Genomic DNA, 25,325 nt, shown 5'->3' on the forward strand with positions numbered 1-25,325 from the left:
TTTAAAGTGATCCATAAGGTCTGGTCCAATTTTATGTAATTTAGTTCTGTACTCAGTTAATTTACTACTTATTTAAGTCATTACTCACTTAAGTTACCTTAGTCAAGTTACTACTTATTTAAGTTACATATCTTCTTTGTACGTCTTCTTCATACATCAGGGACTGACCCTATGGACCAATAATAATTATGTAGTTAAAGGTATAAATAAACGACGATCAGGAGCTTTTTTTTCAGCGGTACTGTGATTTAAAAGCCCGGAAAAAAACGGAATAAAGGAAAAACGGAGCTACAAAATTACAATTTTTTCGTGTCTTCCGTGCTTTTCCGTGGTTGCAGAGTTTGAAGTGATTTTTTCCGTGTTTTCCGGGTTATTTCATTGAAAAACCGATTTTATTTTTCAGTCGCCTTTGCACGTTCTTCTTTGGTCATATTAGCAAGGCGTTCAACTTCTTTTATGTCAAGTCCGAGGCCCTTAGCCACCCGGCTCCCATAGCCGGGGTCAGCCTTGAAGAACAGAGCTGTCTGCCTGAGCTGGATGCGTTTTTGGGCTCCTGAGAGATGGGATACAATGTTGCCTACCAGGTGCTCCCTGTCCTCTTCGGTCATGACGTTACGGTAAAGGTTGCCGGGCTGTACAAAGTCATCATTGGGGTAGTTGTAAGGCGTACGGGCTGCAGGTCCCGAGACCTCGAATGGAGGCTCCAGGAAAGCAGGGTCCGGGGCAGGCCCGCCAAAACTGTTAGGCCAGTAATTGGGTCCTCCGCCTTGATTGCCGTCAACGCGCATGAAACCGTCCCGCTGGTAATTGACCTCCTGAGAGTACTTTGGCGCATTCACGGGGATCAGGTTATAGTTGGGCCCAAGCCTGTGGATGTGGGTGTCATGATAAGAAAAGACCCTTGCCTGCAGCATCTTGTCCGGAGAGATACCAATGCCCGGCACCAGGTTTGCAGGACTGAAGGCTGCCTGTTCCACTTCAGCAAAGTAATTGGTTGGGTTCCGGTTCAATACCAGTTTCCCTATTTTGATGGGTGGGAAATCACCGTGGGGCCATACCTTGGTAATATCCAGTATATCAAACCGGTAATCTTTTGCCTGCTCCGGGGTCATTATCTGCATCTCAAGGGTCCAGGAAGGATAGTCACCTCTCTCGATAGCCGCATACAGGTCCCTTGTTGCATGGTCCGGGTCCGTCCCGCTTAATTTCTCCGCTTCCTCCCGGTTCAGGTTCTTTATGCCCTGGTCGGTCTTGAAATGGTACTGTACCCAGAAGTATTCGCCTTTATCATTGTACCATTTGTAGGTGTGGCTTGAGTAACCGTTCATGTTCCTGAAGGTAGCAGGAGTGCCCCTGTCAGAGAAAAGGATAGTGACCTGGTGAATTGATTCAGGGGTCAGGGAAAGGAAGTCCCAGAACATGTCCGGATCTTTGCAGTTTGTAGCTGGATTACGTTTCTGAGTGTGGATAAAATCAGGAAACTTCAAGGGGTCGCGAATGAAAAATACAGGAGTGTTGTTCCCGGTCAGGTCATGGTTCCCATCTTCAGTGTAGAACTTTATGGCAAACCCACGCGGGTCACGGGCTGCATCAGCCGAACCTTTTTCTCCTCCGACAGTGGAAAAGCGGACAAAAACTTCAGTACGCTTGCCAACTTCTGAAAGGAACTTCGCTTTTGTGTACTTTGTAACATCAGCAGTCACTTCGAAGTACCCGCCTGCACCTGCACCCTTGGCATGTACCACACGTTCAGGAATGCGTTCACGGTCGAAATGGCTGAGCTTGTCCAGCAGATGGACATCCTGCATAAGGACAGGGCCCCGTTCTCCTGCTGTAAGGCTGTTCTGATCATCCCCCACCGGGATTCCAAAACCGGTAGTTAACACCTTAGAAGGCTTCTTTTCACTCATCTGTATGTCACTCCTCATTATATAGGGGCATATTGGTAGATTAATTAAGCAATAGCCGCACCGGATTCTTCAGTATAACCCACCCCAAAAAAGTAATGAATAATTATAAACGTTTGTTTATAAATAGATTTACGTATGCTGCCAGCACTTAGATATAATAAGAATTGTGACTGAGCAAAAGTGAATTACTCCTAGCTAAAGCATCGGGGCTTTCTGCCTTATGACCCGTAAAAGAGATAAATAACTGTTTTCCAGTTACATTTTGTGCACTTTTTGGTCATGTTTTCTTCTTGAAACAACTATTTTGCGATAATAATGAGCACAAATGCAATAATAACTAAGTTCACCAATTCTCCAGAAAGGCACCACAACCCAGTAATATCGGCCCGGTTTCAAGCGTTGCTGTCCTCCAGACCCCACCAGGGATAAAGGTATGTTGATTGGCATGACGATGTTATCCACAACTGTTTCCGAAGATAACAAGTAATAGGAGCAACGATAACAAATAATGGGGGGATTGATCCAGATGCAAACCAAAGTTCTTGTGGCTTATGCTTCTAAGTATGGTTCGACGCAGGAAGTGGCCGAGGCAATTGCGGCTACTTTACGCGAAAGTGACCTTGCGGTAGATCTTGAGCCCATGAAAGAAGTAAAGACCCTTAACGAATACACTGCAGTTGTGCTGGGTGCACCAATCTACATGCTCCACTGGCACAAGGAAGCAAAAAGTTTTCTTTCGCGGCATCGTGAAGCCCTCACGAAGGTACCAGTGGCCATCTTTGCATTAGGCCCATTTCATAATGAAGAAGAGGAATGGAAGGAAGTACGCGCCCAGCTCGATGAAGAGCTTGCGAAGTTCCCATGGCTTAGACCTATCGCTATAGAAATATTTGGCGGCAAGTTCGACCCGGAGAAGCTGCGTTTTCCTGACAACTTAATTGCCAAGCTGCCGGCAAGCCCTTTACGCAATATGCCGGCGAGCGACGCGCGAGATTGGGTAGCGATTCGCGACTGGGCGAGCAACCTGGCCACACAATTTCAGCCTGCTTTGGCACACTAAAAAAGATTTGAGAAAAGAATTAGAGAAAAAGATTTGAGAAAAGAATTAGAGAAAAAGATTAGAGAAAAGAATTCAAGAAAAGGATTCGAGAAAAAAGAGCAAAGAAAGTGTTCGACTGAAAGAAGTCAAACCTGGAATTCGAGTTCAAGCCCCACAGGACAGTGATCCGAACCTGTGATTTCAGGGTAAATCGGGGCAGCTTTTACATTTTCCCGAAGGTTTTCACTGATGAAGAAGTAATCCAGGCGCCAGCCAACGTTTCTTTCACGGGCCCTGGTCCTCATTGACCACCAGGAATAGTTTCCACCTTTGCTGTTGAACATGCGGAAGGTATCAAGATATCCGGCTTCAAGGAATTTATCCATCCATTCCCGCTCTTCGGGAAGAAACCCGGAAATAGTCTCGTTTTCTCTGGGCCTTGCAAGGTCTATTTCTTTATGGGCGGTATTAACGTCCCCGCAGATGACAAGTTTTTTGCCCTCGGCTTTCAGAGCATTTGCATAATCCAAAAAGGCATCATAAAAAGCCATTTTGTATTCCAGGCGTTCCTGTGAGGCTTTGCCGTTTGGGAAATAGATGTTCATCAGGGTGAAATTATCATAATCAACTCTGAGAAAACGGCCTTCCCTGTCAAACTCCTCAATTCCCATTCCGGTTTCGACGTTCAGGGGTTTTTTCTTTGAAAACGTCCCGACCCCACTGTAACCGTTTCGTTCCGCAGAGACGAAGTAATTGTAGTAGCCGGGAATGTTTTTTGCTTCTCGAGGGAGCTTTTCCGGGGAGGCTTTTGTTTCCTGGATGCAGATGACGTCGAATTTCTGTTCCAGCAACAAATCCAGAAAGCCCTTTTTCATTGCAGCCCGGAGGCCATTTACATTCCAGGAAATAAGGTTATAATGTTCCGGCATTTTTTACCTCTTTGTTTTTACCTCTTTTATTCCATCTCTGCTCTTTTTTACCTATCCTCTGCGCTTTTTTACCTGGCCTCTGCTCTTTTTTACTGATTCTCCACCTATTCTCTACTTTTTATGTCATCAGAGCTATGCTTTATTAAGATGGTTCAGATCTGCCTAAAACCCTATACTACCTTGTTTAAAGATTTGTACTGCAACCTTATTCGGCTCTTTTATTGGTTGTTTGAAAGCTGGATTTTTCAGATCAGATCGATATAAAGTTATTCAGGATTGAACATAAGGTCACAGAGTCATAAAGAAGTCATAGATTCATAAGTCACACAGCTATAGAATCATCTGATTTACTATGAAATTATCCTGAGTTTCAGTAAATAAAAGCTTCTTAAAACATCTTCCTACGTAAACTGAGTGATAAAAATAAAATAATACTTCTGATAATTATTATAAGTATATATTTAAGCATATCCTGAAGGCAGTTTCAAGAGCGTTGAATAATAAGTGAAAAAAATGAGGGAGTCGTATGGATTTAATACGGATTATATGTGGAATGCTTGCAGTTGCACTTTTTTTTGGCATCCTTACCTGTGGGAATCAGGACAAACCGGCAGTAATTGCGGAAGAACTTGAAGATGAAGCCATAGGCGAATCTCCCTCAGGAGTTAATGGAAAAGCTCTTGCTGCAAGAGAAAACACAACAGAAGAACGGGCTGTCCAGGGACCTGCGCCGCCAGACTCTCTTATTCTTGCAAAAGGGGAGAGCAAAATGGCAGCTGAAAGGAAAAACATCGAAAATAAAGTCAGGGCTACAGTCAGACTTATTGAGGGACAGGGAGAAAAGCTCTTTCCTGCATTCAGAGAAGAAGATTCACCCTGGCACAATCACGACTTCTATATTTTTGTATGGACAATAAATGGGACTCAGTTAGTCTGCCCTCCGGACAGGGGGAACGAAGGAGAAGACATGGGAAGTCTTCTGGACGCAGACGGCAAGCCTATAGGTGAGCTCTTCATAGAGACCGCCCTGAGCGAAAATGGTGAAGGCTGGATAGATCACAGCTGGCAGAAGCCAGGAAATTCCGAACCTTCCCGCAGGTTCACCTTCGTTAAAAAGGCTACCTTTGAAGGAAGATCTTACATAGTCGGTTCAAGCTTCTATGCGGATGACCATATCTTCTGCAGGAACCTTAGCGAATGTACGTATCTTGAAGAGCCTGGGAATATCCATGTTGTGGAACTATTGAACCCCGGAAATATTGATAGAAACCTTGACATTAACTACAGTATAGCTCATGCTGTTATCGAGCCGGGAGAAAATATCGCTCCCCACCTGATGAAAAATCCGGAAGTTCACTATATCCTTGAAGGGGAAGGTATCCTCTATATTGACGGAATCCCGGTCGAATTGTGTAAGGACCAGCTCATATACATCCCGGCAGGCGCGATTCAAACTACATACAACACCGGAAACGCTACCCTCAAATTCCTTGCCATAAACCAGCCCGGATGGTCAGAGAAGAATACTAAAGTTTTTGAATAATATTAAAGTCATTGAATAATATTAAAGTCTTTGAATAATATTAAAACCTTTGAATAATATTAAAGTCTTTGAATTAAGAGTAAATCCCGATATCCATCGGGATAGCCCTTAAAGAAACTCCGGGTCACTCTCGTATATAATGCACAGCCCCCAGCTGTCAAGGCTGCCTTCATTTCCTTCTTTTAGGTCTGCGACCTTCAGGGTCCAGACTCCTTTCATCTCTTTATTCACAGCAGGCAGCAGGAACTCGTCAGATTCGGTACTGAACGTTTTTTTGAGATGTTTTATTCCGTATCCGGCCCTGTTATGCAGTACCAGTTCCTCCCCGGAAGGCAGGACAAGTGCGGCTTTCAGTTCTCCTATCGAAGGGTGGGTAATTTCCATGGACACGCCGAGACTTACTATTTTTCCCTTTCTTTCTATCTCTATGAAGCTTTCGATACCTGCTGGATCATTATCGTAAATTTTGAGGAAGGGAAAAATCTCCCTTTTAAGTTCTTCCTTTTCGACCTTCTGTACCAGAAATTTAATTCCCCAGCTGTGGAAAGAACCTGTGTGTTCTCTTGCAAGATCCTCAACCTTCAAAGCCCATTTTCCCCAGACCCGTTCTCCTATACATTTCCTGAGAGCAGGAACTGAGCCCGAGTTATATGTCCTTACAAGGCTCCTGTCCTTTCGGGAAAGCCGGTCGTGCAGGGCTATACTTTTTCCGTCAGGCGTAAACAATGTGATCCTGAGGTCACTTAGATATGAGTGCTCAATGTTTATACTGACCCTGATATCTTTTACAAGTCCGTCTTCGGGAAAATCGATGGAGCTGAGGATTCCGTCAGGACTCATATCCGGGATAGAAATTCCGGGATAAATCTCCTTTTCAACCAGAAAAAGATTCTCAAGGTATTCTACCGGCTTTCCAAACCCGACCGCAGCCCAGGCATTTATTATTGCCGTATACTCGGGTCCTTTGTCCCCGTAAAGCTGGCGGCAGGCATTCAACAGAGCATACCTTGCTTCCCGGAATGTCCACCTGCTGAGGGTCGCACTGCACATATATGCGGTGAGGGCGAGGTAATAGATCTTTTCGGCTTTCACCCTGGAAATTCCTTTGACTTTTATTCCATAGTGGGTCCCACCCTCAATGGTCAGGTAAGCAGCCTTGTTAGGGATTCCGCTGTTGTAATGAATATACCCGGCCTGATTCCTGTGAAGATCAGGGATCTCTCCGGGAGCAAGCCGCATGTAATTGTCAATGTGGTCAGGCTGCCCGAACCTTGTGGGATCGGAAACGTCCCTCAAGGCGTCTCCTGCATGGAAAGGGGTGTAAACTCCTTCCCCGATTTCCCAGTTCGTTATCTTTTCTCCATTTGAGATAAAAACTGCAAAAACATCCGCAAAGGACTCATCAAGAGCTCCTGCCTCTTCACTGTACACGAATCTGGCTGTCTGGGCGGCAACTGCATGCGTCAGCTCATGAGCTACAATATCAAGGGCAAACGCCATGGGTCTCCAGCGAAAACCGTCTCCGTCCCCGAAAACAAGCTGTTTGTGGTAATCGCTCCAGAATGAATTATTATAGTTTTGCTTAAAGTGAACTGTAGAAACGAGAGGAGAGCCCCTGTTATCATAGCTGTCCCTTCCGAAATTGTTTTTGTAATAGTTATACACAATTCCCATATTTTCATGAGCTGACAGGGCTACCTCATCCGCAGCCATTTTATCTTCGGGCAGCAGTTCTCCGGGCAGGAATGCCTCGTTTTTCGCAGTGTAGGTCTTTCGAAAAATGGCGGACCGTATCTGGGAAAATTTGTAAAGCTGCTCGCCGGTATGGGCATCAATGAAATGGAACTTCCCTGCGAACCCTTCGGCAAATATGGACTCAATCTGCCACACCAGATGAAGCTTTTTCAGGGGGAGTTTTTTCATGGGAAGCTGAATTTCACCGTCCCGAAAAAGCATCAGCTTTGAACGGGGAACCACTACCACGTGTTCTGAGCCAATATCCCTAAGGATAATTTCAATAGCTTCTTCTCTTTTTATTTTAGGCTCAAGGGCAACCGACACCTCTGTCACGCGAAAGTCCTTGTATGCGATGACCTCCCCGGCGGGGTTTATGTGAACCTGGACAGAACCTTCGAAAACCGGGATGCCTTTTATGTGCTGGAGGAAAATAACATGGTGAAACCCGGAAAAATCGGTCTCGGCAGTGAAAAGTTCCAGGCTCTCGTCAAGCCCGGGTTGCATATCCAGAAGCTCCCTGCAGTCTTCCAGAAATTTTCTTGCTATTTCTTCGGGGCTTTTAACTGAGGGTCTCGAAAGAGTGCCCTTGATGAATTCAGGAATTTTCATCCCGGAATCCCAGAAAATTTCAGATTCAGGGTCTATTTCCTTTAATCTCCCGACAGCTTTGGTTTGCTTCTCATTGAGTCCCAGAATATTTTCCACATATCTTATTTTCCTTCTCAGTATATTTTCTTTTCATCCTTAAGTAATTAGTAAACAACTTATCCTGAGTTTAGTGAACAGTCTGTCTTATTACGCTCTACGCGGGAGAGCAGCCCATCCCACGAAAAAACAGAAGAACGAAGAACAAAAATAAAAAAGTGAATATTTGTGAAACAATAATTCTATTAAAGGAAGTAAATGAAGTATGGTTCAGTCTTTGAAGTATGGTTCAGTCTTAAACTTCTGTTTAGACAGACGTTTAAACAGAAGTGTAGACCAAAATTTAGACAGAAGTTGGGACAGAAGTTTAGACAGAAGTACGCATTAATAATTCCTTTAAATTAAAGTGTTCATAACCCCCGTACTGTGCAGGGAAGTCATTGATTGCGAGCCAGAAGTCTCCGGTTTCCGGATATGCAACCAGGCTCCACATATTTGCTATATGTGCTTTGAATGACCCCACCGGTTCTTTTGCCTTATATGAAAAATCAGGGTACAATGCACAAATAGTACAGAGGATATTATTTGTCCAGGACGGGAAGAATTTGTCACGGGTCAGGCGGGTATAAGGATCATAGCAGTCGCCTAAGATTTTAATCGCATTTTCAACCGTAATATTGCCGTAATATTTGTGAATCAACTGCTGATAGCGTTCAAAACGGCTGGGTGCCTGGACATAGAAGTTGTAAGGCTCTTTCAGACTGTTCTGCCAGTTTTCGATAGTTGAGATGTCCTTAAGCTGGTTTACCAGGACCTGGTCGGCTACCATGTTATAACCGGAATAACCCATCCAGCCCGGATAGCAGTTTGAATGGTTCGTCTGCCACAGGGCTTTAACATCCTGAATCGGATAACGACAGCATACATTCCGGGAAGAGGTTTCTACTACGACTGCCTTTTTAGCCTTTGCGTCAGCTACGTGGTAGGCAATCCCGGCACAGCGAGGATGTTCCTGGAAAATCCTGATCGCATCCTCCACCGTCCGTGCATGAGTCAGCAACAAACGAGTAAATATGGCGATCCCGCAGCCTTTCATGCTCTCATACTGCATGGAGTTTAACTGAGTCATCATTGCGAGGCCGTCCGCATTTATACCGCCGTCCAGCCCGATCATTCCCGGATAGGTTAAAAAAGCGTGTCCAATCCCATTATCCGGGCTGGATACGACCAGTATCCGGTTTGGCAACTGCTCCGGCATATTGAAATTGTCTTCATTTTTTCCGAAGATCAGTTTTCCATCGCTTCCAGCCCACTCTCCCCAGGCACAGAAACTGCTGCAGCCCCCGCCAGCCGGTTTTATTGCGTTTTGTTGGGATCCACTCTGATCCTCAATTTTATTAGCAAGCTGGTTATCCCCCTGATTTTCACCCTGCCAGTAATCAGGATGGCAGTAAATACACCACTGATCATAATTGGTATTCCAGAGCAGGATCTGATCAAGGGTTACATTTACTCCGGCATCTTTCGCCCCATCAGCAATTCCTTTCATTTCTTCTTTGAATTCCTGCGGTAAAAAAGGTTCAGCCGCCTTTTGCCCCTTCCATAAGATTTCCTCGGCTTTCTCCAGGTCCGACCCGGTCTGTGCAGCAACATAAGCGGCAGTGGCTAAAAGGGTCCTGTTGACCATCAGGTCTATTTTATCTGCAAGCAAATAACCATGCTGATAGCCCATTTCATATGGCTTGCCTTTTAGATGCAGGACCTTAACTCTGTTTATCTCCTCAAAACATGCTTTTTTAAGAATGTCATTTTTGTTCATTAGTAAAATATATTTTCTTAAATTATTTAAGACTGTTTGTATACGGAGTTTATGAATTAAATTAATGAGTGCCCAATCTCATATCCTTCGTTTGTCCACTCCCAGGCAAGCGATAGTCCCAGCTGAAAACAATATCAGTCAGGAGGCATGAACTCCATAAGAAGCCCCCAGCACACCGATAAAAAGACTAAGATATAGAAAATTACCACTGCAAACTTGTCAATACTCTCAACCCACTGCAAAACCCTGGTCCAGAGCAGGGAAAAGAAGATAGCTGAGAGGTAGGCAAGAGGAGAAGTCCACCCGAAGAAGGTAAAAACAAGATAAAGCTGCGCAAGCGCAAAAAAGCCCATCCCCGCAGGAAAAGATGGATAAACGGAATACATGCCTGCAAAGTCAGCACCTGCCGTGTAAAGGAGGTGCGGAACAAGAGATACGGATGCAAAAACCAGAAACTGCCAGCTTTTTAGAGTCTTCTTTAAGGATTTTATCCTCCGCCTGCGTCTCATATACTCCCCCTGGAATTCTAGGAGTTTATCGTATATTTCGTTTCCTGTAAACAGGATTTCAGGATCTGAAGAAGCAAGAGAAATGTGCAATAAATAATAAAATGTTTTGGAAACCTGAGAATCCTTCAAAGAAAAGATCTAAACTGAACTGAAAAATAGGAATGGAAACCAAAAATGATTGGATCGTGTATTTACACAGCCAGCTGTGTTACTTTTAAGTATTTTTGTACCATTCTAAAGATATCCAGCCATCAGAACCTTTTTTGCTTCCCGTCTTCTTTACCTGCAAGAAAACCAGAGTTCTACGCGGTCTTCAGAACCATTTTCTTTATATTGTTTTCCCCCTGATATGACACGTCCCTGGCTGAAAATGAGCTTCAATGATTCGGAAAAGTCTGCCAATATTCCGAAATTGAAGCATAAAGATTGCCTTTTATCACCCTTGGTGACATTGCCACTGAAATTTGCAAGGAAGTACTGTTTCAGTTCTGGAATGTGCCTATAAACTGTCCCAAAGATTTAGGAAGATTTCCTACGCTCACTGTGGCGGTAACAGTGTTTGTGGCTGTATCAATTACAGAAACAGTGTTTTCGTGGTCATTTGTCACATATACCTTTTTTTCATCAGGGGTGACTGAAACTCCATAAGGGCTTTTCCCAACCTTTACCGTCGCTTGAACAGTATTTGTAGCTGTATCAATTACAGATACCGTATTACTGCCAAAGTTCGCCACATATACCTTTGTTCCCGTGACTGTAACTCCAGTAGGCCGGTCCCCTACAGGCACCGTGGCTGTAACAGTGTTGGTTACGGTGTCAATTACAAAGACAGTGTCGTTGGCTCCACTCGTCACATATACCTTTGCTCCGTCCGGAGAGGCTGCAACTCCACCAGGGTATTGATTTTCTAAGTTAATTGTAGCTGTAACACTGTTTGTGTCAGTGTCAATTACAAAGACCGTTTTGCCGATATCGTTCGTCACATATGCCTTTGTTCCTGTGATTACAACTCCAAAAGGACTATCTTCCACTCTTACTGTTGCTGTAACAGTATTGGTTGAAGTGTCAATTACAGAGACAGTGCTGGAACCGTAATTTGGCACATATACCTTTTTTCCATCCGGGGTAGTTGCAACTCCGTGAGGCTTGTCTCCTACGCTCACTGTTGCTGTAACACTTTTTGCGGCTGTATCAATTACAGAGACAGTGTTACTGCGTAAGTTCGCCACATATACTTTTTTTCCATCCGGGGAGACCGCAATTCCTTCAGGGCTCTTTTCGACAGGCACCGTGGCTGTAACAATGTTTGTGGCAGTGTCAATTACAGAGACAGTGTTGCTGCCTCCGTTAGTAATGTATGCATAAATAGTAGATCCGGCCATTACCTGATTTTTGGGAGGGAGATCTGTCTCTTTATCTTCTGAGGTTGTATTGACTGATGATTTAGTTTCCGTATTATTCTGTCCCTCACCGGAAAGTTTCCCTATGAACTGTCCGGTTGCCATTGGTTTGTTTCCTACATTCACAGTGGCTGTAGCCCTGTTTGTGGCTGCATCAATCACAGAAACGGTGCCGTCTTTATAGTTTACCACATAGATGCTTGTTCCCTCAGGGTCCACTGAAACTCCAACAGGCCAGCTTCCTACGTCCACAGTAGCTGTAACCCTATTTGTGTCTGTACTAATTACAGAGACCGTATTTTCACGCTCGTTCGTCACATACACCTTTTTCCCATCAGGGCTGACTGTAACTCCGTAAGGATGATCTCCTACAGGCACACTTTTCATAACGCCGTTAGTAACTGTGTCAATTACAGAGATAGTGTCGCTCTCTCCGTTCGCCACATATACCTTTGTTCCTGCAGGGTTGACTGCAAGTTCCTCAGGCTTACTTCCGACATTAACCGTGTTTACAACATCGTTAGTTGCCGTATCAATTACAGAAACAGTGCCACTTTCCCAGTTTGTAACGTATACTTTTGTTCCCGCCGGGTTAACTGCAACTCCCCCAGGATTGCTTCCTACCTTAACCGTGGCTGTAACCTTGTTTGTAGTAGTATTAATCACAGAGACAGTGTCATCTTCGGAGTTTGCCACATATGCCCTTATTCCCGTAGGGTTGACTGCAACTCCTACAGGCTCGCTTCCTACATGTACAGTCGCTGCAACCTTGTTTGTGCTGGTGTCAATTACAGAGACTGTGCTACTGCCTTTGTTTGCCACATATACCTTTGTTCCCGCCGGGTTGACTGCAACTCCTACAGGCTCGCTTCCTACATTCACAGTGGCTATAACTTTCTTTGTGGCAGTGTCAATTACTGAAACTTTGTTGCTGTTGAGATGTGCAATATATGCATAAACGCTGGAATTTAATGCGGAATTGTGTAGTGGATCCGACTCATCTGTCTCGTATTCATTATATTGCGGATCTACAATATCACTATTATTTATGCCGGGCTGATCATCGTTTGTGATGGGTGAATTATTATCTTTTGTGTCGGATAGTAAACCAACTTCTGGGAGCAAACCATTTCCTAATACAATAAGTAAAACCCCTAATACAATTACAATTATACCCGGGCTTCCTTTTAATCTGGAGCCCATAATTTGAATATCAGCATCTTTATCTGAAATTTTGCCTGTCCCTTTGAGTAAAAGGTAAACTAAACCAAAACAGATTAATATAAACCCAAGAAGTAAAATTGCATTCATTTTCCTGCTCCAATATATAGTAAACTCAATGATTACCAAAGATTGTAAAAAAATAGTAACAGTTACTAATGTAAATACCTACACTTAGTTACTCAATATTTTATAATCATGGAAAACAAAGAAAACGCAGAAAATCCCTTAATTCCTTTACGAAGAAAAGATATGATGTGCGTCTCTTTCTTGCTTTCGGCAGGTTGACATTATAAATTAGAACATTTTTTTCTAATGATGTTTTAGAACCTTAGCTAACTATAGGTTATGTTTAAAGCTGGTTAAAGTGTGGCTCAACTCCCACGACACATATAAACACTGAACCATTTTTTTTCCATTAAAGTTTATATGAGAGATTATATTTGGACCATATGTAAACCTAATAGCTACACATAATAATGGAGTATTATTCCAAAATCACTATCAGTAATAAGTGTCAAAAGTTAAATGTCGACCTGCCGAAAGTAGGCTCTGTAGGTCAAGACGTTGTTTATATTTGATTGGCGAACGTCGGGCATCAGGCGCGGTTGCAAGCCGTAGCCCAGATACCCTGGTTAGGCAAGTCGATAAATCAGCTACAATGTGATTCAGTCTCAAGCTCCAGTGCTGCACCCTCAGCCAAACCTGCATTTACCCAACCGACAATGCCTCGGTAATTCACCAATTTCCACCCGGTCTCCCCTTCTTCTAACAGATCGGCGTCATTCAACGTGGGTACTACCCCCATCACTGAAGCACTCTCGGAAGCTTCGACCCGCATAAGGAGGTCTCGAGCCTGGGGCGCAGCCGAGACAAGGTCATTCAGCTCACAAAGTATGCTTTTATCTTCATGGCTTACTGCAATTTCGGCCATCTCTTCAAGGGCAAGTGTTTGAGACAATACAACCGGTTGTAGCTCATTACATATGCTTTCATCTTCATAGCATATGCTTTCATCCTCATAGATTTCTGCAATCTCGGCCGTGTCCTCAAGAGCAAGTTTTCCAGACAGTATAACCGACTGTATCTGATTCTGGTAGCGGCTCCAGTGGCATTGAGCAAGCACATGGTCGTCAATCTTGATGTCAACGTCTGTCTGTTTGACACCAATCTGGTTGATCTGTTGCCCTACTATGTCCCAAGCATCGAATGCGGACCCAGCAACATGAGAGGGAACGCTCAGGCGGACACTGGCGCCCTTAGAAAAGATGCGAATCATGCGGTAAAACCCATCGCTACGATTAGCCAGATCGGCAGGTGAACACTGGATGACGGCACCCACCGTAGATCCCAGTGACTGCACATTCATGACACGCTGATGATAGGGTGCCAAGGTAACATCACAGCTGAACTCGAAATAAAGCTTGGTGATACGAGGTCTCTGGTCCATCCGCAGCTCCGGCGAATACAATACGCTGATGGACAGATCCGACCAGACCGGTGGCATGGAAACTTTTTGTTTGATCTTCTCCGCTCCTTCGCCAATCACCAGATTTAGCATATCCTCAGTCCCCTTGCTTGGTTCACTCGCACGGATCTCCCCGGAAGCCAGGTAGGTCCAACTCCACTTGAGCAGCATATCGCTGTAAACAGAGTACAGGTTCTCTGCTTTTCGGATCGTCCCGCGGTGGGAGGGCTGAACGGAAATTATGAGGTTATTTGTTTCCGGCAATGCTGGCCCTTCCGGGTCAAACTCGAGCTTCTTGAGCACGACATTGCTTAGGCGGGCGAGCTGTCGATCGGGGAGAACCAGTCCATATGCGATCGGGTCGACCACCACATATCCGGAATCGTTCAGGGTAGCCATGACCTCTGGAGTCTGCTTGCTGCTCAGACCCAGCTGAAGGGGGATTGTGGTCTCGTTGAAGCTGAAATCATCCAGCAGTTGGTTGCGCACCGTTTCCAGGTTCTTCTGGTAGAGCGGTTCGAGTACCCTGGCATGCTCGTTCAGCGAAGCGGCATTGAATCCCTCTTCCGGTTTCAGAAGCTCGTTAATTTTGTCGGTCACTTCTGTCAGCTTCCAGTCGACATCTATGGATTCGAACACGGTTGTCTCGTATGCCTTCACCATGAAATATAGATACCTGAGCAGGGTTAGACGGGACTGCTGCCCCATCTGCCGAACGCAGCCTGTGGCCTCGGGGCTTAGCTTGGCAAGATTCTTACCGCGCTCCTGCTGCATAATGAAGACAGCCGCAGCATTGGACGAAACCCGGGCGTAGCCATCCCCTAGTGATTGGAATGCGTCAACCAGATCGCTAAAGAAAGCAACCTTTCTCTCATTGATATCGCGGATATCTTTGACGAGCTTGTTCCACTCCTCGCTCTCTGACTCCAATCTTAGCAGCTCGGCTTCGACCTCCGACTGAGGCACCTGCAAAGCCTGCAGACCCTGCGAAATCTGAGAGAGGGCTGGACCCAGGCCATAGCCTGCCGTTGTCAGCGCCGATGTGTCAACCTTGATACTGGCTTTATTGGCAGCTATCCTGACTTCCTCGGCCTTCTTGGCCGCGTCTCTCGCTTTCGTGAGCACATCACCCATCTTGGAAACCGTGTCCGGTGTGCTGGCATCATTGCCTCCGATGAAACCGGTTGCCACGCTGGCAAGTGAGCCGACGGTCCCCAGAGCCGGCTGGCCTACCGGGACGACCTGACACACGGCAGCAGTCATCTTGATCGCGAACTTGATCTGGGCCTGCCTATCAAGATCCCCCTGGGCCTTGCTAAGAAGATTATTCCGCAAAATCTCCAGTTTATTGCTCATGCCATGCAGCTCTTGCTCAAGAGCATCAATGCGGCTCGTTACCTCGCTGATCTTGGCCTCTGAGCTGGTTACCTGCGCGGCAGCCTGCTGGGTATCCTCGTTCAGGCTGTTAATGGTGTCTTCGAGGGCCTTGGCAGCTTCCTTTGTATCACGTTCCCTGGAATCGATCCAGCCGACGAGAAGGAGTGTACGAAGCGCCCGCAGCGTCTCCTTTTCGTACAACTTGATTGTTCCCTGTAGAGATAACAGCGGCGTATAGCCTGCAGAGTTGCCGAAATAGTCGAGATGCCCACGCAGGCGCTGCAGCATCGAGGCGACATCGCTCTGCGCCGCCGTCCACTGTGCCGTAGTGACTTCGTCCCAGGCTTTGTTGTTCGGCAACGGCAATGCAAGCGCAACCTCGTAGGCGCAAAGCAAATGCTCCACCTCGTCTCGATCCCCTGCAAGAAACAGGTCCCGAGCATATTCGAGCGTCTTTTGGAGACTTAGGGGGTGTAGCCACACATTGGTTTCAGGTGTGATGCTGGGCTTCGGCGTACTCCCAGCTCCATGAGATGCACCCTGGGCTCTGGCATCTGCCCCCCTTACAGTATTGTTTGAGTCGGTCCTGCTTACCTCGTTCCTGGCGTTTTTGGTGCCTCGGAGGTCTTCCCAAAGCTTGACTTTATACTTTCCACATGAAATTGGCTTGCCAGGCATGCCACCCCGATAATCACGCTCCCTGGTTCCTGCCCCTCCGCCGTAGTTCTTAAAACTTGATACTATAGTCCCAAGATTCGTAATGAGGCCGCCTCCATTCCCGCCATCCCCCGGGATTCCTGGGGCCAGTGCATTGCCTCCAGTTTCAGGAAACGAGTTCTCCCCCATTTTGTTACTGCTGGTTACCTTAAATGGTCCCCAGCGCCACTCGTAGTCGATGTAGACGGCAACTGGGTTGAAAATGATCGTAGCCTTGCTCTCGGAAATACCGGAATCTTTGACTCGGAAGGTAACGTTCGAATAGCTAGCCATTGTTTTACCCGGCCTTCCGTCCAGACCTGCTCCGGGATCCTGTCCACGTCCTCCCAAAGCCACCAGTCGGGGCCGCGAGTCAGTGGCAGGTTCTACCCTCGACACAAACACCTGAAAAGAGCCCGCGTTCCGTCCGGCTGCTCCATTCTGCCCAGGGCTTGATCCGCTGGCGTTCTGGGCCTTGGAAACCGCCCAGGGAAGTGGAGACGTGTTGATGGCTGCATCAGCCGTTGCCCACACCAGCCGGCGCGCGAAGATGGCTACGTCGGCCTCGGGCACGGACAGTTCGTCGTGTATTTCGAGCGTATCGCAGCAGATTTGCAGATAATGCGTTGCCACACGAGGATCCAGAGGATTGAGCTTCTGAGCCCCCCGGTCGACGTGAAACGCCTCCCACAGTCCATTCTTATTGCCTTTTTCCAGCACGATATGCACACCGACCACTGTATGGTTTTGAGACTTATCTGGATTCGTAGTGGTGAAGCGGTTTATGTATAGCGTGCTGGTTGCCAGGGGTTTTTCTGGATGAGACTCAAGAAAAGTTTGTTGAGGGCTCACCCCTGAGAGATTAGCGACATCGTTTGTATTTACTTGGGTATTGGCGGCCAATTCGACCAATATTGAAGATGTTTTATCGTTGAAATCATCACCGACCCACGGAGCATCCGTATCGAACATCTTTTCACTACCCATGAAATTCGCATGCTCATATAACGTGACCCTCATGCCCTCAGGTACTTTCAATGAACTCAGGCGATCGTTTCCAATCACCAGATCACCTATGTTATACTTACCCGGGCTCAGCTTTTGGCTGCGACCCTGATAACTTCCATGTTCATAGATCATGACTTCTCTGTTATTCGTTGCTTCCTCAGTCATCACTTCCAATTCGACCAATATTGAAGATGTTTTATCGTTGAAATCATTACCTACCCACGGAACATCCGCGTCGAACATCTTCTCACTACCCATGAAATTCGCATGCTCATATAACGTGACCCTCATGCCCTCAGGTATTTTCAATGAACTAAGGCGATCGTTTCCAATCACCAGATCACCTATGTTGTACTTACCCGGGCTCAGCTTTTGGCTGCGACCCTGATAACTTCCATGTTCGTAGATCGTGACCTCTCTGTCACTCGTTACTTCCTCAATCATCATTTTCTATTCTCCTGGATTTTTCATTCCTCAGTATACAAAAGAATTCGATACGTAGAATTGGATTTTTAATAAAATTGAAGATTAAAAGTAACTATTCAACCCAAAAAAACCGATAGCCGTCTTTATTATGATCCGACGGGCAAATTCTGTAAAATGAGATTATTTAATTATTGGCGATTGGTTGCGTTTTTTCATTTTTTAATCAGTTAGTAATCGGACTTACAGCTCAGAAAATTCGCTCACCTGATTCTCGGATTTTCAAAACATTCTTGTATGCATGAACCAAAATTTCGATATCAGAGAGCTTACCACAGGACTTGAACCTATCTACCTCGAGCAGAAATTTTGCAGTTTTTTCGCAAGATAATTTATTGCTTTCCGCAAAAGTTGCCGCTAAAGTTTTCAATTCTTTTCTTGAGGAATATTTCTTTGGCCAGTTTCCATCCACAAAATTAAAAATAAGTCCGCAATTCCTGTGTCCTGTAGTTCTGGTAGATGGATTTCTGGATGTACTTATATAATCCTTGAATGTGTCTTCCCACAACTCTTCCCGTACTAATTTTCCACACTCACATAAAAATATAGAATCATCTCCTTCCAAGCTCCGTTCTTGAAAAACAAACTGCAACCTGAGAAATAATCCTTTATAGTCAGAAGTATAAAAAAACTCCAATTATGCCTGTTTTTGGCTGTTTATTTGCCTGTATTATTTATAATAATTCACAGAAAACTGACTCTGTTCTAAAATCCAGTGATTTTTGCATTTCTTGATTGAAATTCTGAATTCACAAGAAGAATCGGGCCTTGAATAAAAATCAATATTCGAGATCTAAAGATTTCGATCCAAAAATCTTATCACAAGAATAATAACAAATCATAATATCTATGATTTTTAATATTGAATTCATCACTGGATTCTGGTGCTGAGTTCAGAAAACTTGTAAAAAAATAAAAATCTGTATTAGGATCTATAGTTCAAACTGGTCATAGGAGTTTTCATCGCCCTATTGCTCGCTCCATATAGCCAAAAGTCACCGCGTCCTCCAAAAGGATACTTTCTCAGCAAAAATATGTGCACTCTTTTACTATTTATATTTTCTCATTTGATTTATTTATATTATGTAAAAGCTACTCCATACTAAACATTTTACACTGGTCATCGGTTAAGGAATTTTCTTTCCCGAAAGCTATCGATTTTGCAACAGAAGCTTGCCTTAAGTTTTGGCCTATTTAAATGAAATCGTTACCCCGTTCCAGCCTCTAATAGGATCAAATATTTAACAACTGTTGCGGAAGTTAAGCAGGCAGAGAAAAAGGAAAGTAAGGGCAATTGTCATGTTTCTTCTCACCCGCTGAAGAAGTCTTCTCAGATCTATTTCCGTAAGGACTTTTTTGTAGAGAAAATTATTCCTGATTGCTTCTTTAAGAGTACTGGCTTCAAATATTAAGCCATTCAGGGAGCTTTTTTTGGCGTAAAACGATACCCTTGAGATCTCTTCCCTGCTGGAGACCTTTTCCCAATGTAGACATCCATGTGTACAATTTTTTCGTAAATGTTACGCCTGTGGACAATCGGCCACCAGCCGTAGAGGAAAGTATGTACCGGCTCCCACATTGCAACCCAGCCGATGATAAGGAGCCCCTCAGAGAAAAGAGTGTTCATCAGGTTTTCTTCAAAAGCCGAAAGCAGCCGGATCACAAGCAGGCAGAGAAAAAGGAATGTAAGGGCTATTATAAGGTTTCTTCGCCCCTGATAAATCAACCTTTTCAGTTCGATTTCGGTAAGGAGTTTTTTGTAAGAAAAATGATTTTTTATAGCTTCTTTAAGGTCGGTTTCGATTTCTGCACCGACCTCGGAAGAAGGAAGGTATATCATGATTTCAAGGGGCTTTCTCAGGGGAAATTCGTCTACAGCATTATAGAGGTATTCTTCTGCATCCAGATTAAGCTCTTTTTCGTGAAACGGGGCAGGGTCAAAAGAATCAAAGAGCTGAAGAAAGCTTTTGAGTTCGAGTTCAATCACAGGTTTTCCTGCGTGCTCCCTGTAAAGAGCTTCCGTCCCTTCACCTGAAAACTTCTTTTTCCTGCCTGCTCTTGTGCCTGATCTAATATCTTTTCCCCCGAACCGGTTTCATAAAGCATGTATCTACACTGGAAAAAGAACACAACCTCTTCCCTGTCAGGCCTCCCATCCTCTATTATCTGCCCGAAATCCCTTATTAATATTGGGCTGGCAAGATATAAAACCTGAGATAATCCAGAAAAACCGGGGCATAAAGGGGTAATTCACCTGTATTCGGACCTTAACCCAACTTTAGCATGAAACGGTTTCCAGGCTGAGATCACAGCTAAAAGCCCTTCTCCAGTCCCCTGCTTTATCTCTTCGATCTCCTTAATCTCCTCTGGCTTATTAAAGAGCGCCTGGCAGGTTTCTATGTTTTCATACCCCAGATCCTTCAGCCACTCCTTCACCTCCACCGCCGAAAGAAACCTGGCATCGGAAGAAAATTTGCTTTCCTTTTTTTTCAAGTTATAATACTGGCCCAGCAAACTGTCCCTATCAAGTATACCTGTTACAAGCTGCCCACCGGGCTTCAGGACCCGTGCAGCTTCCCTGAGCCCCTGCACCTGATCGTTGAAAAAAGCAAGTGCTGTAACAATCAGCACAAGATCAAAAGCCTGCCCTTTGAAGGGCAGGGACTCTGCGACCCCCTGGACCACTTCAATGCCTCTTTTTTTTGCAAAAGTTGTCATTGGCCTGGAAGAATCGAGCCCGTATCCGACCCCCATAGACCAGGCAAACCTGCCCGTACCTACCCCGATTTCCAGAACCTCCAGTTTTTCCAGGTTTTCGGGGAGGAAGGATTTGAGGGCAAGAAGCTCGGATTCATATGCAGGTTTATATTTATCGTACCATGCATCGTATTCTTCTGCATATATTTCAAAGGCTTTCCAGGGCTTTATAAAGGTCCCTCCGTATGAAAAATACTTCTATTTGTTAATATTCCTTCGTGTGAAGGTTCCTCCGTATTAAATTTATTCTCTCTGGCTGATGGATCACTTTCCAGTTCCTCTATACAGGAATATGACAAACAGACAGAAGACTCCATAAATCATTTCAAAGCCAGGTATGCTACTGATTCCTTCCTGCCCGGAACTCTGCTCAGCCTGTGACCCTGTAGTATCCACATAGTCTTCTCCGGGCGTGCCAGTTTCGGATTCCGGCTGTATATCTGTTACATTTTCATCCTTTACAGTTATTGTAATAAGTTTTGAATCCGTACCGTTCTCATTGGATGCAGTCAAATTAACTATACAGGTACCGGGAACTGAGTATGTATGAATTGGGGTCTCATCTGAAGAGTCAAGGATTCCGTCATTGTCAAAGTCCCAGCTCCTTGAAGTTGCGTTTTGTGAACTGTCGGTAAACTGGACTGAAAGCGGAGCATATCCCTCCGAGATATTGGTGCTGAGGTTTGCTACGGGAAGAACCGGTTCTGGTGGTTTGAAAGCCACAAGAGGCAGGTAATCAATGTAATGGCTGTTTTCAAGCCTGTACCTCTCATCAGCAATACCGTTTCCGTCGAGGTCAGATGCTGTTTCTGAAAAACCTGTCCCGTTCGGCATTGCCCAGAAGTTTCCTCCTATGTAGGGTCCGCCTGCAATATTTGTGCCTGCGGTCTTTGGCTTATTGTAAGCATTTGCTGTTCCGTTGTTAGCTTCTGCGTTGAGAGTATTATTGAAATAGTTGTTGAAAACAAGGTTTTTATCGCTTCTCGGGCAGACAAAAAGCCCGCATACCTCGTTTGAAGTAATGGTATTGTCTGAAAGCGTGTTACCGTCAGAGGTTCCGATATGAATGCCCCTGCCATTATTAGAAGCTGTATTCCCGGAAAGGGTGTTGTCGTTCGAAGCCGAAAGCACGATGCCGTATTCTCGATTTTCCTGAGCTGTATTTTTAGAGACCCTGTTTCCTTTAGAGTTCAGGAGATAAATTCCGTATCTGCATTTAGAAGCTTTATTACTTTCGACTGAATTATATTCGGACTGCTCAATGATAATTCCTCTGCTGACTTTGAGGATTACGTTATTAAAAACCCTGTTCTTCGCAGAGGATTCAAGGTGTATTCCCTCGGAGTTATTGAAAAATTTGTTGTTCTCGAGAAGGCAATTATTGGAATCATTCAGGTAGATGCCCGAACAGTTGTCTCCTGCTCCGGTGATCATGAACCCATTAACTGTTATGTTATCTGCCTCTATTATGAGCACATCCGTATCCGGGTCGTAAGGCTCAATTACCGTATCCTCGGGATTCCCGGATTCTGACCGGATTACCAGATTATTCTTTGTTACAACAATATTTTCGGCATAGGTTCCAGGTTTTACAATAATTACATCACCGGGACGTGCACTGTTCACTGCTTCCTGTATCGAATCTTCTGACTGGACGAAGGTCTCAGCCGCAGTTCCTATACCCGTGATTGATGCAAATAAAAGAAAAGCTGCAAGCAAAACGATTAGTCTGTTTATTCTAACTCCTCCATCCAGAGATATTTATGGATGATACTTTTACAGTTAGGCGGAAATTCGCACAAGCAATATAAATATAATCGGTTATAAATATTTAACTAAGTATAAAAAATATATTCAGTAAGTCTGATATCCCTACAGTTATAAGGTCATAGTTCCGGGCGAATATCCGATTGATCAGAGATAAAAAAATAAGGTGAAGGTTCATTCCTTCACCGGTTGTTTTTCAAGATCTAAGTTTTTCAGTTTTACTTTTGCTCTCGTTTAGCTGTTTACGTCCTTTTATACAGGAATTTACGTCCTTTTATACAGGAATACTGAAAGCAGGCAAGCTACTCCGATAGCCAGTTCAAATCCCGGAGCCTTCACATTTTCTTCCTGTTCAGGCCCTTTTTTAACTTCAGATCCTGTACTTTCCATACCTTCCTCTTCAATGGAACCGATTTCTTGCCCAGGTTCTATTTCGGTTGCACCTTCTCCTGGCATGGGTTCTATCTTTCCTGTTATTGCAAAGGAAGAGAAGCCCGGAACATCAGCTGTGAAATACAGGCATTTTTCATCTTCCCCTGATAGGTTGACTGGCAGCTGTTCCCATGTTTTGTTACTGTATCTGTTCAGAGCGATTGTAGACTGGTCTATCTTTTTATCCTGTATCCAGGCTTTTTCAACCTTGAAGCAGACTTCAGGATTTTCGATGTTCTTTGAGGTTGCAATTCCACCGTTTCCGACCCATACGTTAAATGATTTACATACCTCATCCGAAGGCAGTTCGGAAACAAGTGCAGACTTATTTTTTAATTCCTCAACAATGGTCGTGGTTTTGCCCAGGGTCTTCTTTGCGTCAAAGCTCACATATGCAACGCAGGTTGCGTTCTTTGTGAAATCAAACTTTACAGCCTTGCCGTTTGTGATGAAGACCTGTGAGAGCTCTTTGGTTTCAACGTTTTTTGCAGGTTCAGGAGATCCACCAACACTTCCACCGCTGCTGTGGCTGCTTCCTCCGGAACTGCTCTCTTTTAGCACAGTTATTGTAGCAGTTTTTGAGGCTGTACCGTTTTCGTTAGCTGCGGTAAGGGTAACTGTATAAACTCCCGGAGCTGGGTACACATAGACCACAGTTCCAGAGCTCACGTCAGCCAGGTCGTCATTGTCAAAATCCCAGCCTATTCCGGTCGCTTTTTGTGAAACGTCGGTATACAGGACGGAAAGTGGAGCATAGCCTTCAGAAACGTTCATGCTGAAATCTGCAACAGGAAGTCCGTCATTGATGTTTTCTGCTTCCAGTACGATTATTGTAGCAGTTTTTGAACTTGTTCCATTCTGATTGCTTACACTCAGGTTAACGGTATAGTCTCCTGGAACTTCATACACATAAACCGGACTTTGAATGGCAGAGTCAGGTTGTCCATTATTGTCAAAGTCCCAGCTCCACGAAACTGCGTTTTGTGAAAGGTCTGTAAACTGGACTGCGAGAGGGGCAGGGCCCGGAATAGTGCTTGTACTGAAATCTGCAACAGGAAGCACTGGCTCAGAAGGTTCCGGCACAGGCTCAGAGTTTTGAAGAACATTTATTGCACCGGTTTTTGAGTCCGTCCCGTTTGGATTACTTACTGTAAGCTTTACAGTGTAAGTTCCTGCCAGGGAGTATGTGTGCACAGGACTCTGGACTTCTGAATTCGCTCCGTCTCCGAAATCCCAGTTCCATGCAGTGGGAGTTCCTGTGCTCTTATCAGCAAAGCTTACATCCAATGGTGCATTTCCTGAGGTAACATTGCTGCTGAAGTCCGCAACAGGAAGTATAGACTGCTGCGGTGTGGATGTGGATACAAGGGGCAGATAGTCGGTAAAGTTCCTTCCGGCATATTCAGAATCTGCAATGCCGTCTCCGTTCACATCCTGCGCTATCTGGGAAAAACCCTTTCCGGCAGGAGTTGCCCAGAAATTACCTCCAATATAGGATCCCCCTGCAATGTTTGTACCTATGGTTCTTGTTGTGTTCCAGGTATTTCTTCTATTATAGATGTCTGCATTATAGGTATTATTGAGATAGTTGTTGAAAACACGGTTATCGTTGCTTCCAGCACACATGAATAAGCCGGAATAGCTATTTGAGGCAACAGTATTACCTGAGACAGTGTTTCCGTCAGAGGAGTCAAGATGAATGCCTCTGGAGGTTTTATTAGCCGTGTTTCCGGAGATAGTATTATAGTTCGATAATGAGATCAAAATCCCGTAGACATTATTTTCCGAGACCTTATTATCCAAAATTTTGTTCGTGTTTGAATTTCTAAAGTAAATGCCTCTATCGTTGTTGATTGCTGTGTTGTCGGTGAGCTCGCAATTGTTGGAATTCGCCAGATATATGCCGTAGTTCCTGTTCGAATCCAGCCTGTTGTTGAGCAGGTTGTTGTAATTGCTCGATTCCTGCAGAACAATACCAAAATTGTTCAAATTTGCTGCGTTGTTTGAAACATCATTCTTCTGGGAGTGACTGAGACTCATTCCATATCTGCGGTTCGAGTTTACCTTGTTGCCAGATAAGTTATTGTTATCCGAGGACCTCAAATATATCCCATCATAATTTTCCGTAATCTCATTATTAGTGATTGTACATTTGCTGCATCTGACCAGAGAAACTCCTGCATATTTATCTCCAGCCCCTTTTATCTTAAATCCGCTAATTTGTGTGTTATTTGCCTGTTCCAGGCTGAATACGTTTGTTCTCAGATCCTTAGCCGTAACCACGGTATCTCCAGGATTACCTGATTCTGATCTGATTACCAGATTTTGTGTAGTGATTCTGATATTCTCAGTATAGGTTCCGGGTTTTACAATTATTTCATCGCCCGAGCTTGCGCCGCTTACCGCAGCCTGTATCGAGTCCCTGGGCTCGACAATAATCTCAACCGCTGTCACGATACCCGAGACTGCCACAAATATCAGCATGCCCACCAGTAAGGTGGCTAACCTGTGCATTTTATTTCCCCCACATATAATTAAATTTTATATTGATACTTCATATAATAAATCCGAAATTAAACGTTTAA

14 protein-coding genes are annotated in these 25,325 nt (G+C 44.7%); 2 read left to right on the plus strand and 12 right to left on the minus strand.

Going from position 1 to position 25,325, the window contains the following annotated elements; genetic code table 11:
- Positions 1-392 precede the first annotated feature (392 nt).
- On the minus strand, positions 393-1,910 hold the full coding sequence (locus tag EO98_RS02950; protein WP_048140136.1) for a catalase: 1,518 nt from the start codon (positions 1,908-1,910) through the stop codon (positions 393-395).
- A gap of 526 nt (positions 1,911-2,436) precedes the next feature.
- Between EO98_RS02950 and EO98_RS02955 the strand changes: the two genes are divergently transcribed.
- Positions 2,437-2,970, plus strand: a complete 534-nt coding sequence (locus EO98_RS02955) for a flavodoxin domain-containing protein (protein ID WP_048140158.1) — start codon at positions 2,437-2,439, stop codon at positions 2,968-2,970.
- A 125-nt stretch (positions 2,971-3,095) separates the two neighbouring features.
- On the opposite strand, the gene EO98_RS02960 is transcribed toward EO98_RS02955, so the two are convergent.
- A complete protein-coding gene (locus tag EO98_RS02960) occupies positions 3,096-3,878 on the minus strand; it encodes an exodeoxyribonuclease III (RefSeq protein WP_048140138.1) in 783 nt (260 codons plus the stop codon).
- A 526-nt stretch (positions 3,879-4,404) separates the two neighbouring features.
- On the opposite strand from EO98_RS02960, the gene EO98_RS02965 reads away from it, so the two are divergent.
- The gene (locus EO98_RS02965) at positions 4,405-5,421 is read left to right on the plus strand and encodes a cupin domain-containing protein (protein ID WP_048140140.1); all 1,017 of its coding nucleotides are present in this window, start codon (positions 4,405-4,407) and stop codon (positions 5,419-5,421) included.
- Between the two features lie 108 nt (positions 5,422-5,529).
- Here EO98_RS02965 and EO98_RS17370 read toward each other — a convergent pair whose 3' ends face one another.
- The 10 genes from EO98_RS17370 to EO98_RS03015 all read right to left on the minus strand — a co-directional run bounded on the left by EO98_RS17370 (position 5,530) and on the right by EO98_RS03015 (position 25,254).
- A complete protein-coding gene (locus tag EO98_RS17370) occupies positions 5,530-7,863 on the minus strand; it encodes a M4 family metallopeptidase (RefSeq protein ID WP_052734502.1) in 2,334 nt (777 codons plus the stop codon).
- A gap of 307 nt (positions 7,864-8,170) precedes the next feature.
- A complete protein-coding gene (locus EO98_RS02975; RefSeq protein WP_048140142.1) occupies positions 8,171-9,622 on the minus strand; it encodes a C45 family autoproteolytic acyltransferase/hydolase in 1,452 nt (483 codons plus the stop codon).
- Positions 9,623-9,756: 134 nt separating this feature from the next.
- Positions 9,757-10,131 carry a hypothetical protein gene (locus EO98_RS02980; RefSeq protein WP_156160996.1) on the minus strand — a complete coding sequence of 125 codons (375 nt, stop codon included), beginning with the start codon at positions 10,129-10,131 and terminating at the stop codon, positions 9,757-9,759.
- Positions 10,132-10,613: 482 nt separating this feature from the next.
- Complete coding sequence (locus EO98_RS02985; RefSeq protein WP_162197881.1) at positions 10,614-12,734, minus strand: beta-propeller fold lactonase family protein; 2,121 nt, start codon at positions 12,732-12,734, stop codon at positions 10,614-10,616.
- Positions 12,735-13,404: 670 nt separating this feature from the next.
- Entirely contained in the window at positions 13,405-17,748 is a 4,344-nt protein-coding gene (locus EO98_RS02990; protein ID WP_048140147.1) for a hypothetical protein, read from the minus strand.
- Between the two features lie 226 nt (positions 17,749-17,974).
- On the minus strand, positions 17,975-18,349 hold the full coding sequence (locus EO98_RS02995) for a hypothetical protein (protein ID WP_235283581.1): 375 nt from the start codon (positions 18,347-18,349) through the stop codon (positions 17,975-17,977).
- A gap of 852 nt (positions 18,350-19,201) precedes the next feature.
- Positions 19,202-19,771, minus strand: coding sequence for a hypothetical protein (locus EO98_RS03000; protein WP_235283582.1), 570 nt, complete (start codon positions 19,769-19,771; stop codon positions 19,202-19,204).
- Positions 19,772-20,034: 263 nt separating this feature from the next.
- Positions 20,035-20,712, minus strand: a complete 678-nt coding sequence (locus tag EO98_RS03005) for a class I SAM-dependent methyltransferase (RefSeq protein WP_048140150.1) — start codon at positions 20,710-20,712, stop codon at positions 20,035-20,037.
- Between the two features lie 93 nt (positions 20,713-20,805).
- Positions 20,806-22,260 (minus strand): NosD domain-containing protein, encoded by a 1,455-nt coding sequence (locus tag EO98_RS03010; RefSeq protein WP_235283583.1) that lies wholly within the window; start codon positions 22,258-22,260, stop codon positions 20,806-20,808.
- A gap of 312 nt (positions 22,261-22,572) precedes the next feature.
- Complete coding sequence (locus EO98_RS03015; protein WP_052734504.1) at positions 22,573-25,254, minus strand: PGF-pre-PGF domain-containing protein; 2,682 nt, start codon at positions 25,252-25,254, stop codon at positions 22,573-22,575.
- Positions 25,255-25,325 lie beyond the last annotated feature (71 nt).

The sequence above is a fragment of the Methanosarcina sp. 2.H.T.1A.6 genome (assembly GCF_000979455.1).
Classification (GTDB): Archaea; Halobacteriota; Methanosarcinia; order Methanosarcinales; family Methanosarcinaceae; genus Methanosarcina.